Source organism: Saccharopolyspora indica (assembly GCF_027853965.1).
GTDB classification, from domain to species: domain Bacteria; phylum Actinomycetota; class Actinomycetes; order Mycobacteriales; family Pseudonocardiaceae; genus Saccharopolyspora; species Saccharopolyspora indica.
In genome coordinates this window covers 61,154-74,810 of sequence record NZ_JAQGLB010000002.1, presented here as the reverse complement: position 1 = coordinate 74,810, position 13,657 = coordinate 61,154, and the positions used below count along the sequence as shown (strand labels likewise).

Annotated in this window: 11 protein-coding genes; 6 read left to right on the top strand and 5 right to left on the bottom strand. The window is 68.6% G+C overall.

Features of this window, described 5'->3' with window-relative positions; all coding sequences use genetic code 11:
* Nucleotides 1-29: 29 nt before the first annotated feature.
* Nucleotides 30-2,132: a transglycosylase domain-containing protein gene (locus OU416_RS04170; RefSeq protein WP_270925480.1), complete on the bottom strand. Its 2,103-nt coding sequence runs from the start codon at nt 2,130-2,132 to the stop codon at nt 30-32.
* Nucleotides 2,133-2,409: 277 nt separating this feature from the next.
* Here OU416_RS04170 and OU416_RS04165 point away from each other — a divergent pair, with 277 nt between their 5' ends.
* Nucleotides 2,410-2,787: a hypothetical protein gene (locus OU416_RS04165; RefSeq protein WP_270925479.1), complete on the top strand. Its 378-nt coding sequence runs from the start codon at nt 2,410-2,412 to the stop codon at nt 2,785-2,787.
* Here OU416_RS04165 and OU416_RS04160 read toward each other — a convergent pair.
* Both OU416_RS04160 and OU416_RS04155 read right to left on the bottom strand, forming a co-directional pair.
* The gene (locus OU416_RS04160) at nt 2,780-3,190 is read right to left on the bottom strand and encodes a hypothetical protein (protein WP_334270986.1); all 411 of its coding nucleotides are present in this window, start codon (nt 3,188-3,190) and stop codon (nt 2,780-2,782) included. The two genes, OU416_RS04165 and OU416_RS04160, sit on opposite strands and share 8 nt — an antisense overlap.
* Before the next feature lie 282 nt (nt 3,191-3,472).
* A complete protein-coding gene (locus OU416_RS04155) occupies nt 3,473-4,549 on the bottom strand; it encodes an MFS transporter (protein WP_270925477.1) in 1,077 nt (358 codons plus the stop codon).
* 206 nt (nt 4,550-4,755) lie between these two features.
* Here OU416_RS04155 and OU416_RS04150 point away from each other — a divergent pair, with 206 nt between their 5' ends.
* A complete protein-coding gene (locus tag OU416_RS04150) occupies nt 4,756-5,997 on the top strand; it encodes a M14 family zinc carboxypeptidase (RefSeq protein WP_270925476.1) in 1,242 nt (413 codons plus the stop codon).
* A 270-nt stretch (nt 5,998-6,267) separates the two neighbouring features.
* Here OU416_RS04150 and OU416_RS04145 read toward each other — a convergent pair whose 3' ends face one another.
* Together OU416_RS04145 and OU416_RS04140 are read right to left on the bottom strand one after the other, a co-directional pair.
* A complete protein-coding gene (locus OU416_RS04145) occupies nt 6,268-6,966 on the bottom strand; it encodes a DUF6319 family protein (RefSeq protein ID WP_270925475.1) in 699 nt (232 codons plus the stop codon).
* Between the two features lie 82 nt (nt 6,967-7,048).
* Nucleotides 7,049-8,545 carry a flavin-containing monooxygenase gene (locus OU416_RS04140; protein ID WP_270925474.1) on the bottom strand — a complete coding sequence of 499 codons (1,497 nt, stop codon included), beginning with the start codon at nt 8,543-8,545 and terminating at the stop codon, nt 7,049-7,051.
* Nucleotides 8,546-8,628: 83 nt separating this feature from the next.
* Here OU416_RS04140 and OU416_RS04135 point away from each other — a divergent pair, with 83 nt between their 5' ends.
* From OU416_RS04135 to OU416_RS04120, 4 genes are all read left to right on the top strand, one after another.
* Entirely contained in the window at nt 8,629-9,243 is a 615-nt protein-coding gene (locus OU416_RS04135; protein ID WP_270925473.1) for a TetR/AcrR family transcriptional regulator, read from the top strand.
* A 114-nt stretch (nt 9,244-9,357) separates the two neighbouring features.
* Nucleotides 9,358-10,197 (top strand): hypothetical protein, encoded by an 840-nt coding sequence (locus OU416_RS04130; protein WP_270925472.1) that lies wholly within the window; start codon nt 9,358-9,360, stop codon nt 10,195-10,197.
* A 488-nt stretch (nt 10,198-10,685) separates the two neighbouring features.
* On the top strand, nt 10,686-12,044 hold the full coding sequence (locus OU416_RS04125) for an MFS transporter (protein WP_270925471.1): 1,359 nt from the start codon (nt 10,686-10,688) through the stop codon (nt 12,042-12,044).
* 16 nt (nt 12,045-12,060) lie between these two features.
* Nucleotides 12,061-13,278 (top strand): cytochrome P450, encoded by a 1,218-nt coding sequence (locus OU416_RS04120; protein ID WP_270925470.1) that lies wholly within the window; start codon nt 12,061-12,063, stop codon nt 13,276-13,278.
* Nucleotides 13,279-13,657: the final 379 nt, after the last annotated feature.

Sequence of the window (13,657 nt, the reverse complement as noted above, 5' to 3'; positions counted from 1 at the left end):
CCCATGCTTCAGCAGGCGCTACCTCGGCCTCAGGGCAGCGGGGCCACCGGTAGGCCTTCGTGGATCCGGTTCATCGCCGCGAACCACGTTCGAGCCGGCACCTTGCCGCCGTAGATGTTGCCGCCGTTCTTGCCGCAGAGGCGCGGCGGCTCGCTACCGCCGCCGTCGCAGATGCCCTGCGGGATGCGACCGTCGGAGTAGGTCAGGACCGCACCCGAGAACTGCGGCGTGGCTGCGAGGAACGCCGCCGACTGGTGCGCCTGCGTGGTTCCCGTCTTGCCGATCATCGGCCGCGACCAGCCGGCTTCCTGCGCGGCGGCGCGGGAGGTGCCGTCGGTGTCGTCCTTGCTCATGCCCTGCGCCAGCGCCGCCGCGACCTCGGGGGACACTGCTCGCTCGCACTTCGCCTCGTTGAGCGGAACCGGGTTGCCCAGCCGGTCCTTGATCTCTTCGATCGGGGTCGGCGGGCAGTACATGCCGCCGCTCATGATCGTCGCTCCGACGTTGGACAGCTCCAGGACGCTGGTCGGGGTGTAGCCGAGGGTGAACGCTCCGCGGTTGCCGTTCTTGATCGCTTCCGCCTGGGACGGCCCGTTGGATCCGTCCGCCTTCAGGCTCTGGCCGCTGGTGTTCACGCCGTTCATCCCGCGACGCAGCCCGAGGCGGGCTGCCATGTCGACGACGTTGTCGAGGCCAGCACGTTCGGAGAGCGCCACGAACGCCGTGTTGGGCGAGGTCGCGAGCGCCATCTGCAGCGTCCGCGGCCCAGGTGCCACACCGTCGGCATTGCTGACCGTGTACGGCGCGTTGCCGTTGCGGTAGACGCGGGAGGTGTAGGAGGCGGGCACGTCGATCACGTCGTGGATGCTCATGCCCTGCTCGATCGCCGCGGCAGCGGTGAACACCTTGTAGACCGAGCCCGCGCCGAACGGCTGCACTCGGCTCACGATGTCGTAAGCGGTCTGCCCCTTGCTCGCGTCGTTGCCGAAGTCACGGTTGGCGACCAGCGCCCGCACCTTGTGCTTCTCCTGACCCGGTTCGACGACCGCCATGGCGTTGGCGATGCCTTCGGTCTGGGTGGGCACCTGGGCTTCCGCAGCGGCCTTGGCCGCGTCGGTGGACTTGCGGTCGAGCGTGGTGCGGATGGTGTAGCCGCCGGTCTTCAGCATCTTCCGGTCGATGCCGAGGTTGTCGAGGTAGTCCACGACGTAGGTGCAGAAGAAGCCGTCGGTGGTGCCGTCGCCGACGCCGACGCAGCCGTTCGGCGGGCGCCCCAGCGGCGACAGCGTGTTGAGCGGCTCCTGCTTGGCGCGCTCGGCGTCTTCCTTGGTGATGAACTTGTTGTTGGTGGGGTCCGTCATCAGGTCGATGACGAGGTCGCGCCGCCGCTTCGCGTCTTCGGGGTTGCTGTTGGGGTTCAGCGATCCCGGCGCGTTGACGATCGCGGCGAGCAGCGCGGACTGGGCGATGGTCAGCTTGTCCGGTGTGGTGCCGAAGTAGGTCTGCGAGGCCGCGCCGACGCCGAAGGTCTGGTTGCCGAAGGGCACCACGTTGAGGTATCCGGTGAGGATCTCCTCCTTGGTCATGGTGCGCTCGAGCTCGACGGCGATCTTGGCTTCGCGGAGCTTTCGCGCGATCGTCGTCTCCTTGGCCTTCTCGGCCTCGATCGGGTTGTCGGAGCCGGCGACCACGTGCACGAGGTAGTTCTTCACGTACTGCTGCGTGATGGTCGATGCGCCCTGCGACGCTTCACCGCTGCTGAGGTTGGTCGCCAGCGCGCGCATCGTGCCGTGCCAGTCGACGCCGCCGTGGTCCCAGAAGCGCTTGTCCTCGACCGCGGTGATCGCCGCTTTCATGTATTCGGAGATCTCGTCGGAGCCGGTTTCGACGCGGTAGTCGTCGAAGAAGTAGGCGATCGGTTCGCCGTCCTTGTCGGTGACCGTCGACACCTGCGGCATGTCCTGCCGCGCAAGGGAACTCGACATTTTGGACATGGCGTCGGTCGTCTGGTTGACCATCGCCCCGGCGCCGGTCGCCATCGGCAGCAGTAACGCCGCCACCAGTACGCCGGCCAGGACGCACAACCCGAACATCTTCAACAGCACGCCGCTGCGCACGCCTGCCCCAATCATCAAGTGTCCACCCGGCTCGACCACCGACCGCCGGTCGAAGCGCCCACCTGGAATCCGCCTCACGATTCACCGGCCAGCCGGAGAGCATCCCGTCGACGACCGCATCAGCAGCCCCGGTCGACACCTGCGCCTCTGCACTGCCAGCCAATTCGTTGATATCACATCGGTGGTTCCAACCGACGATGCACCGAACGGTCCAGCGAGCTCGAACACGCCCACCCCGGCGGTCGAGATCACTACACTTGGTGACCAGCCAAGTCGATCGCGTGGAGGAGAAATGACCGATCCATTCCTGGATTCGCTGGCCACCGCACTCGCCGGGCAAGCGGCGACGGCGCTGGGTGCGGCCGGGAAGGCCGCGCTGACGAAGGTGCAAGAACTCATCCGGCGAAGGTCGGAGCGCGATCCTGAGACGAAGGCCGCACTCGAAGCCGCAGAGCAGAGCGGGGACCAGCCGCGGATCACCGCGCTCGCCGAGCGGCTCGACCAGGTGTGCGCGGAGGACGCCGAGTTCGCCGAGCAGCTGCGCGCCGAGGGCGCTGACGTGCACAACGCGATCTCGGCCACCGAAGGCGGCGTGGTCAACCTCAACCACGGGCAGGTCAAGAACCTGGTTCAGGCCCGTGAGATAAACGGCGGCATCACGTTCAACTAGCGCGCCGGTCCGCCTCGTTGAGCTCGGCCAGGTACTTGTTGTACTCGGCGAGCTCCGGATCGTCATCAGCATCGACGCGCGGCGCCGGCGGCGGCACCAGCGGCCGCTTCCGGCGCACCTCCGGCTGCGCCACCGCCTGCCCAGCGGAAGCGTCCACCTCGGCCTCCTGGGCAGATTCCTCCCGCTCCCGGCTCAGATCCATGCGCGCCACGCGGATCCACAGGAAGATCGTGAACGCGCCGAACAGCGGCCACTGCAGCGCATAGCCGAGGTTCTGGAAACTCCCGCCGGCCTCGTGCGCGCGGTCCCACTGCCACACGGCCAGAAAGCCGGTGGTGACCGTGGCTGCGATGAACAGCACATGCAGAAGCAGCCAGCGCGGGGTCAAGAGGCTGCGGAACACACTTCGCATTCTAGGCGCTCGCGCCTAGACGGAACCTCCGGCTTCGTCACGCACCGCTCACGGCAGCAAGCCGCTCCCCTGCACCCCTCCATCAACAGATCACGGGCGATGTGTTCGCAATCACATTCCTGGCTGTTCAGGTCCTTCGCCAGGGGCGGATGACAGGAAGGTTCCCATGCTCGCAACCCGCGCTCGCGGGGTGCGGCTGTGACAGGAAAGTTCCCATGCTCGCAGCCTGGAGACGGCGGTGCGGCCATCGGTGACAGGAAGGTTCCCATCCTCTCAACCACGCCGGCGGCCGAAGGCCAGCGGCGCACAGGCACCGATGAGCACTGCCATGATCACGAATGTGAGGGGGTAGCCGGACATGGCGATCAGGATGCCGAAGCCGAGCGAGCCGACCCCCTGGCCCGCGTCGTAGGCGATGTTCCAGGCCGTGCTGGCCACGCCGGACGAGGTTCGTTCGAACATCATCACCAGGGTCGTGTTCTGCACCGCGCCGAAGCCGCAGCCGAACGCGGCCGCGCCAAGCAGGGCCATCGGGTCCGTGCCCCACGCGGCCACCGCGAGCAGTCCGGCGCCCAGCCCCGCCAGCAGCACCGCCGGGACCAGGATGCGGTGCTGGCCGAGCCGGTCGCCGAGCTGGCCCGCGCCCCAGCGGCCGAGCATCGTGGCGGCGCCGAAGGTCATCAGCGCCGCCGGGGCGACCGACTCGCCGATGGCCAGCGGCAGGAAGGCGATGATGCCCCCGGCGCCGACCGCCACCGCGGTCATGACCGTCCACGACGGCAGCAGCACGAGCGGGAAGGTCGTGGCGCTCGACTTGCCCGCGGATTCACGGGCCCGCACGCGGGACATGCCGAACAGCACGCTCGTGGCGGCCACCGGGAGCACACCCGCGATCCAGAACAGCGGGGCGAATCCGATCTGCTGGGTCAGCCACACCCCTACCGGCAGGAAGACCACGTTCGGCAGACCGATCGACAACCCGTAGAGAGCGGCCGCCCGGCCGCGCTGCTCGACCGGTACGAGTTCCGCCACGAGAGCGGCACCGGTCACGGTGAGCAGCCCGAATCCGATGCCCCGCACGCTGGACACCCCGAGCAGCAACCAGAGGTCGCTGGACAGCGCGTAAAGCGGTGTGGGCAGACCGATCAGAAGCGTGCCCAGGCCGAAGGCGATGCGGTGGTCGATGCGCTTGAGCAACCACGGCATGCAGAGCTGTGTGATCACCGTCACCAGCATGAAGACGGCGTTCGTCGCGCCGGCCGCGATCTCACCGGCCCCACCCACCACCGCCCACAGCGGCAGCACCGGCATCAGCAGGATGTACCCGGCGAAGCCACCGACCGTTGCCACCAGCAGCAACCGGAACGAGGCGTGCTGCAGGGGTGTTCTGTTCCGCTCACGTGGTTCGACCGAGGCTCGCACCGCTACTTGATAGGCCTGAACCAGGCCATCTGTCCATCCCCGCCCACTGCCCGAGATGTCCACTGCTGGCCGATTGTGGCTTTGATCGCGATCGGTTTGGCTGAGGCCGTCCCAGCAACGGCAAGGAGTTCTGGATGCACCGGATGCGAGTACTGGCACTGGCCGCCGTGGTCGCGGGAGCGGCGTTCGTCCCCGCCACGGCCACCGCACCGCTGAGCTCGGCAGCGCCACCGCCGTGCAGCGAGGAGCCGCGGGAGAACCCGATCTCGGAGTTCACCAGCTACGACGAGCTCCTGGTCGAGCTCGACCGGATCGAGCGCGTCAGTGCGGGCCGGGTCGCTGTGGAGAAGGTCGGCGAATCCAACCAGGGCCGCGACATGCTGCTGGCCCGGGTCGGCACCGGACCGAAGGTGGTGCTGATCACCGCCGAGATCCACGGCAACGAGAAGACCGGCCCGGACGCGGCTCTGGACCTGGTCGACTACCTGGGCACTTCGAACTCCGCGCACGCCAGGAAGATCCGCGAGCAGCTGACCGTCGTGGCCATGCCGAAGATCAACCCCGATGCCGGAGCGCTGGACCGGCGCGGCAACGACATGACGTGGGAGGAAGCACAGGCGCGCTTCCCGCAGCTGGCGACCGCGCAGGCCCCGTGGAACTACTACACCGAGCCGCGGCAGGGGGACGACTACTCGCAGCGCCCGGGCTTCGACATCAACCGCGACTACAACCCGAACCTCGACTACCAGCCGCAGCCGCAGGACTTCCCCGGCGCCAGCGACCAGCCGGGTTGGTTCATCAGCCCTGAAACGCAGGCAGTGCGCGACGTGTACCGGTCGCTGCGGGACGAGTTCGGGACGGTCGACACCTACATCGACCTGCACCACCAGGGAGCCTGCTACACGGTCCCGGGCACTGATCGCTTCGTGACGATGAGCCTTTCCGGCAAGTTCGTCGCCGATCCGGCCACTCCCGAGGGCGCGGCGTACGCCGAGTTCGCCGACACCTTCCGGCCCGAGTACTCCAAGCAGCTCAACGTGGCCGCTTACAACGCGCTGCAGGCGGCGGCCAACCAGAACCCCGACTTCGGCAACATCACGCTGTACCCGCAGGACACCAACCTGCCCGGCACGGGCCTCGGTTCGTTCCAGCTCAACGGCAGCGGCGCGGTGCTGTTCGAGGTGCGCGGCCAGACCCAGAACCTCGGTGAGCAGCACCGGGGGATGCTGACCCGCACGGTCTACATCGGTCTCGACGGGATCCTCTCGTCGATCGCGAGCGGGCAGGTCGACAACCTCGACCCGGCCGACTACGACCGGATCCCGCCCACCGACCGCGGCCAGCAGACCAAGAGCGCGATCACCGAGATCGAGTGATGCCGTCCTGATGCGAGCGGAGTTCGCACTGCTTCGCGCGGTGCGACTCCGCTCCGCCGGTCGCGGCCTCCGGCGGGCACGCGGATGACAGGAAGGTTCCCATGCTCGCACCAGACGCGGGCACCCTAGCCGTGGATGGCAGGAAGGTTCCCATCCTCACGTCACCGGGCGTGCCAATGACAGGAAGGTTCCCTTCCTCGCATCAGACACGTGGGCATGCGGGAGCGGCGACAGGAAGGTTCCCATGCTCGCGTCGGCGAGCCGGGCTGGTCAGGAGCGGAGGTCGTCCAGGGCCGCTTCGGCCGCCGCCAGTTCCGCGCGGAGCTGTTCGACCCGGGCCCGCTGCTGCTCCCGGGCAGCTTCGATCAGCGGCTCGACCGCCGCCGCGACGTCCTCGTGCAGTTCCTTGGCCGCTTGCGCCACCGCTCCGGCCTGCACCGGGGTCGGCTTCAGCACCCGCTTCTTGGACGTGCTGACCTCGACGCTCCACTGACCGTCATCGTCGGCCGTCAGGATCACCGTCGCTCCGCCGACCGGCTTCGGCGGGCGCGGCTTGCGCCGGGTCGCCGACTTCTCCTCGGCACTCGGCTTCGCCGCGTCCGCGGCCGGCTTCGCCGCGCTCGGGGCGGGCTTCGCCTGCGCCGCGGTCGTCACCCTGGGCAGGGTCGCTCCCACCGTCTTGGGCTTCGCCGCGCTGGGGGCCGGTTTCGCCGGCTCGGGCGCGGCGGCGCGCTTGCGCGGCGGCTTCACCTTCGTGACCTCCGCCGCGGAGAAGGACAGGACGTCCTTCGAACCGGCCGGGCGGACCTGGATGAAGTCGCCCTCGGCCGGTTCGCCGAGCGAGATCACCTTGCCCGAGCGTCCTTCCGGGACACCAATGGCGGAGCCGGTGAACCACACCGTCGGCGTGGTTCCGGCGTTCAGCTCGTCGCGGATCTCGCGCAGTTCGTCGGACGACAGCGGTGACATGGCCACACCTTGCTCAAGGGTGAGCCCCGGAGGGGCTGCTCGGCAGTGACCGCACCACTATATCGAACGTCCGTGCGAAGCTTCAACGACCCCGCGCCGTGGTGATCTCGAAGTCCGCAGGATCCACCTTTCGAGTGCGCAGCCAGTACTTCCACGTGAAGCCCGGCCAGATGGTTCGGTTGACGCCGTTCTCGTCGAGGTACCAGCTGCGGCAGCCGCCTGCCGACCACACCGCGTCGCCGAGCTCGGACTGGATCTCGCTGTTGAAGTCGTCCTGCACCGACTGGCGGACGTCGAGCTGGGCCACCTTGCCGCGGCAGATCCCGCGCAGGGCGCCGAGCACGTAGTTCAGCTGCGACTCGATCATGAACACCACGGAGTTGTGGCCGAGCCCGGTGTTGGGCCCCAGCAGGAAGAACAGATTCGGGAAGCCGGAGACCGCGACGCCCAGGTACGCCTCCATCCCGTTGCGCCACGCGTCCTGGAGCTTGCGCCCGTCGCGGCCGACGATGGTCAGGTGGTCGAAGGCGTCGGTGACGTGGAAGCCGGTGCCGTAGATGATCGCGTCCACCGGGTGCTCCTGGCCGTCACCGGTGACCACGGAGTTCTTCCGCACCTCGGCGACACCGCTGGTCACCAGGTCCACATTGGAGCGGTTGAGCGCCGGGTAGTAGTCGCTGGAGAGCAGGATCCGCTTGCAGCCCATGGAGTAGTCCGGGGTGACCGCGGCGCGCACCTCGGGATCCTTGACGGCCTTGCGGATGTAGCGCTTCGACAGGTGTTCGGAGAGCTTGCCGAGGTGCTTGTTGAACACCGCGAAGTAGCGCGCCTCGAGCGTCCAGTAGAGGGCGGCCCGGGCCGCCCTCTGGACCAGCGGCACCCGGCGGAACAGGCGCTGCAACGCCTCGGGGACCGGCCGGTCGGGCTTGGGCTGGATCCACGGGGGCGTGCGCTGGAACAGGTGCAGCTTGGCGACCTTCTTGGCGATCTGGGGCACGAACTGGATCGCGCTGGCGCCGGTGCCGACCACCGCGACGCGCTTGCCCTCCAGGTCGAAGTCGTGGTTCCACTCGGCGGAGTGGAACACCTCACCCTCGAAGTCCTGCACGCCCGGCAGCTCCGGGTAGCTCGGGATGTGCAGGGCGCCGACGCCGGAGACCAGCGCCTTGCCCACGTACTCGGTGCCGTCCGCGGTGCTCACGCGCCAGGTCTGGGCGGCCTCGTCGTACTCGGCACCGGAGAACTCCACGCCGTAGTGGATGTGGTCGCGAACCCGGTACTTGTCCGCGCAGTGCTGCAGGTAGTCCGAGATCTCGCCCTGCTTGGCGAATATCCGGGACCAGTTCGGGTTCTGCTCGAACGAGAAGGAGTACATCAGGGACGGCACATCGCAGGCGCAGCCCGGATAGGTGTTGTCGCGCCAAGTGCCACCGAGGTCCTCGGCCTTCTCCAGGACGATGAAGTCCTCGATCCCGGCCTGCTTGAGCTTGATGGCCATGCCCAGGCCGGAGAACCCGGTCCCCACGATGACCACCGACGTTCGGTAACTGCGCTGGTCCTTCGACTGCCGTTGCGCCATCAGGGCCTCCTCGGACACCGGCACGACTGATCTACTCAGCAGTAGGTTACTACGAGTAAGTTACTTGCGGTAGGGTTGATTTCGTGCAGACCCAGCAGGCATCAACCGGCCGGCGCAAGCGGATGTCGCGAGCTGAGCGGGAGCAGCAGATCCTGGCCGTGGCCGAGGAGGTGTTCGCCGCCGACGGCTACCAGGCGACCTCCATGGACGACATCGCGGCGCGGGTCGGTCTGTCCAAGCCGATGCTCTACGAGTACTTCGGCTCCAAGGAAGGCTTGCTGCTGGCCTGCCTGAAGCGGTGCAAGCGGGAGCTCATCGAGGCCAGCACCGTCGCGGCCGCCGGCGCCGAGAGCCCGGAACAGCTCATGTACAACTGCCTGCTGGCGTTCTTCAAGTTCGGCGACGAGCACGCGCAGGCCTGGGCGTTGCTGCGCAACGAGGCCGCCGTGCCCAGCGCTTCGGTGAGCTCCGAGCTCGAAGCGATCCGGCTGCAGCAGCGGGACTTCACCTCCGGACTGCTGAAAGCCGCCCGCCCCGACCTCGACCACGAGCAGCTGGAGGCCTTCGCCGAGGCGATCATCGGCGCCTGCGAACGGCTTGCGCTGTGGCGGGAGCAGCGCCCCGAGGTCACCCCGGAGAAGGCGACCGAGCACCTGATGACGCTGTTCGCGCCGAGCCTCACCCAGAACCTCCGCTGAACACCTGAATTCACTCGTTCAGGTTGTCCCCGGCGCGCTGGGGTCAAGATCTTCTCAGGGTCTCCCGATACCGAGTCAGCTGTACCAACGCATCCGACCCTAGGAGAACAGATCTTGCGCCCCTGGACCACGCGCACAGTACAGGCAGCCGTTGTGGCCGCGGGGTTCGCCGCAGTCGGTACCGGTGCCGCCTCCGCCGCGGAGACCACCGATCTGCCGAAGCCGGACCTGTCGTCGATTCCGGACCAGGTCGGGTTCACCGCCCCGGTCAACGCCTGCCAGATGCAGAAGGGTGCCGGGTTCAACCCCGTCAAGGCCCCGTGCGCGGACGCGCAGCTGCACGCGAGCTCGCCGAACCTGGTCAAGCAGGTCGGCGTGGACATCATCACCACCGGGCACGGGGTGGCCGGTGAGCTGCGGGACGGCCGTCCGCTGCTGGCACCTGGCAAGCCGAACCAGGTGCTGAGCCACGTCTTCGCCGAGGGCAACCGGTTGACCGGGATGACCAAGACCCGGCCGACCATCGGCGTTTCCGCGACCCCCGAGCACCTGGGCGTGCTCCACCAGCGGACCCCGAACGCCACCCTGCTCGACGCCGAAGTCGGCCCCCGAAAGCCCGGTCACCAGGGTGTTTCCGCGGTGGACACCGCTGTCGACGCGACCGCCGTGCAAGGCTTCGAGGCGGAGCCGGTGGCCAGCCCGGTGGGCGTGGTCGCGCCGACGCTGGCGCGCAACCCGCTCAACTCCCCCGGCCAGCCGATGCCGTTGCCCAAGCCCGACGAGCTCCTGCCCGCGGTGGGCAAGATCCCGCCGTTGGCCGAGCTCAACAAGGGCCTCGGCGGTGGCGCCAGCGAGCTGTCGAACCAGCTCACCAGCCGCGTCCCGGCGAAGCCGGTGCACCAGATCACCGGCGTGCTGTACCCGACGGTCGCGAAGGTCGCCGACGCCCTCTGAGCCCGACCCGCTCCACCGAGTGGCCCCGGATCCCTGAGATCCGGGGCCACTTTCTTTTCGCCTCCATCTCACGCGGACCAATTCCGCGGTTTCCGGGTTCTTTCCCGAATCGGTCCGCCGCTTTCCGCCGGACGATTTCCGGTGCCGCTCCCGCTGCCGGAATTCCCACCGGCAGCCCCGGCTCCGCCGCGAGGAAGGGAACCTTCCTGTCAGCTCGGACCGGTGCGAGCATGGGAACCTTCCTGTCATCCGCGCCCAGAGCCGCGCGGCGGACGCGCGAGCATGGGAACCTTCCTGTCACTCGTCGAGCACAACTCGCCTCGGGGTTGAAGTGCGGGTTGCGAGTTTCCGCCTTGTGACGGCTGGAACGGGCTGCTCGTGCGCGCCCAGGTTTCCGGGGTCAGTTCAATGACAGGCTCGAATTCATGAATTCGGGAAATGGCGGGACTTCTCGTTGTTCCGCGCGTCGGTGGTGGACGCTTCCGGTGGTGAGCGCGGCTCAGCTGCTGGTGGTGCTGGACGGGACGATCGTGAACATCGCGCTGCCTTCCGCGCAGGGCGCGCTCGGGATTTCCGATGCCAATCGGCAGTGGGCGGTCACCGCTTATGCGCTGGCGTTCGGCGGGTTGTTGTTGATCGGTGGGCGGGTGAGCGGTGTCTTGGGGCACCGGCGCGGTTTCGTCGTCGGGCTGGTCGGGTTCGGCGTCGCGTCCGCGCTCGGTGGTCTCGCTTTCAACCCCGGGATGCTGTTCGGAGCGCGGGCTCTGCAGGGGGCGTTCGCCGCTCTGCTCGCTCCGGCTGGTTTGTCGTTGCTGGCGAGCACGTTCACCGGATCGCGGGAGCGGGGGCGCGCGTTCGGGGTTTTCGCCGGGGTCGGGGCGGCGGGGTCAGCGGTCGGCCTCATCGCCGGTGGGTTGCTGACCGAGCACGCCGGCTGGCGGTGGTGCTTCTACATCAACGTTCCGGTGGTCGCGCTCGCGCTGGCCGGTGCGGTGTTCGTGCCGAAGGGCGATCCGCCGAGCAGCGGGCGGCTCGATGTCGCCGGTGCGGTGCTGTCCACCGCGGGTTTCGCTTCGGTCGTCTTCGCGTTCAGCGAAGCCGAGTCACGCGGGTGGGGTTCGGCGGTGGTGCTCGCGCTGCTGGCTTGCGGTGCGCTGCTGCTCGTCGGGTTCGTGGTCGTGGAGCTCCGGGTTCCGCGTCCGCTGTTGCCCATCCACGTGGTTCGCGATCGCGCTCGTGGCGGGGCGTTCATCTCGATCCTGCTGATGTTCGTCGCGATGTTCGGCTTCTACCTGTTCACGAGTTACTACGCGCAGACCGTCCTGGGCTGGTCGCCGGTCCGGACAGGGCTGCTGCTGATCATCAACGCCGTCGCCGCAGTGGTCGGTTCGACGCTGATCGCCGGGAAGCGGCGGGCTCCCGCCGCGCTCATCGTGCCCGGGCTCATCCTCGCGGCCGCCGGGATGTTCGTGCTGACGTTGTTGACTCCGGAGAGCACGAACGTCGCGCTGCACCTGGTCCCCGCTCTGGCGCTGACCGGGCTTGGGCTCGGCTGCGTCCTGCCGCCCACCGCCAGCCTGGCGACCGCGGGCATCGCCGGTCACGAGGTGGGTGCGGCCTCGGCCGCTTACAACGCGGCGCAGCAGATCGGGGCAGCGCTCGGCACCGCCCTGCTCAACAGCATCGCGACCAGCGCCGCTGCCTCCCATCCGGACGCAGGCAGCCACGTCGCGAGCGTGCACGGCTACACCACCGCGCTGACCGTCGGTTTCGGCATCCTCGCCGCTGCCGCGCTCATCGCCGCTCCGCTGACCGCCTCCCGCTCGCGTGCCACCGTCCGCAGTTGAGTCCAAAGGAGACTTCATGTCCGAGTTCCCGATGTCCCGAGCCGCGGGGTGCCCTTTCGCCCCTCCGCCGGAGCTGAGCCGCCGATTCCGGGAAGCCCCGGTTTCGCGGGTGAAGCTGTGGGACGGCAGCGAGCCGTGGGTAGTCACCCGCTATTCGGACGTGCGGGCGTTGCTCGCTGATCCTCGCGTCAGCGTCGATCCCGGACAGCCCGGTTTCCCGCACACGAACGCGGTGAGCCGGGCGCGCGATTCCCGGATGCGGACGTTGATGCAGATGGACGCGCCGGAGCACCTCGCGCAGCGGCGGTTGTTCGCGCCCGAGTTCACGGTGCGGAAGATCGCCGGGCTGCTGCCGCGGATCGAGCGGATCGTCGACGACCAGCTCAGCGGCATGCTCGATGGCCCGAATCCGGCCGATCTGGTGGCAGCGTTCGCACTACCGGTTCCGTCGCTGGTGATCTGCGAATTGCTGGGCGTGCCTTATGCCGATCGCGCCTTCTTCCAGGAAGTCGCGCAGACCCTGGTCATGGACCAGGCCGATCCGGCTCTCGCGGTGGCCGCCAGCGAGGAGCTGAACGCGTACCTGGAGTCCTTGGTCGTGGCCAAGGCCGCCGAGCCGGCGGACGACCTGCTCAGCAGGCTGGCCGTCGAGCAGTACGCCTCCGGTGCGATGTCGCTGCGGGAGATCGCCGTGGCGGGGCAGCTGTTGCTGGTGGCAGGCCACGACACCACCGCGTCCGCGATCGCGCTGGGGCTCGCCGCGCTGATGGCGAACCCGGAGCAGTGGGAGCTGGTGCGCCGCAACAGCGATCCGGCGCTGGTCGCCGGTGCGGTCGAGGAGCTCCTCCGCTACCTCTCGATCACGCACACCGAGGCCCGCCGGGTCGCGCGCGCCGACATCGAGATCGGCGGGCAGCTCATCCGGGCGGGCGAGGGCGTCATCGCGGTGAAGAGCACCGCGAACCGGGATCCCTCGGCCTTTCCGGAGCCGGACGTTCTCGACGTCGGGCGGAAAGCGCGGCACCACGTCGCTTTCGGGTTCGGAGCTCACCAGTGCCTGGGCCAGTCGCTGGCCCGGCTGGAGCTGCAGGTCGTCTTCGACGCGCTGCGCCGCGTTCCCGGGCTGCGGTTGGCTGTTCCACCGGCGGAGCTGGGGTTCGAGGAGAACGCCGTGTTCTACCGGGTGCGCGAACTGCCCGTCACCTGGTGCCCGAGGCGATCGACGACGCTCTGACGGGCGGTGCCGGGTGGGCGCCGGTGCGCCCACCCGGCGCGGGTCACGCCCGCGGTTGCGGAGACGGTCCCCTCGTCCGGGTTCGCCGACCGCACTGTCGCTTCGTCCCACAGCACTTGGTCTCGGCAGAGGAAAGGAACCTTCCTGTCACCGCCAACCGGCTGCGAGCATGGGAACCTTCCTGTCACCTGACGCCCACGAGCGCGAGGGGCAAGGGTGTTCGGCCCAAGCGGGATCGTCCACGACGTCCTGGCGGAGGAGTCTCGCCTGGGCCGTGTTGCTGACCGTCGGTTCCGCCGCGCGGGGCGATGGTGACGTCGAAATTCCGCCAGCTCCCAGCAGGGGCGCTTCATACGGTCGATCGCTGTGAACGCTGATC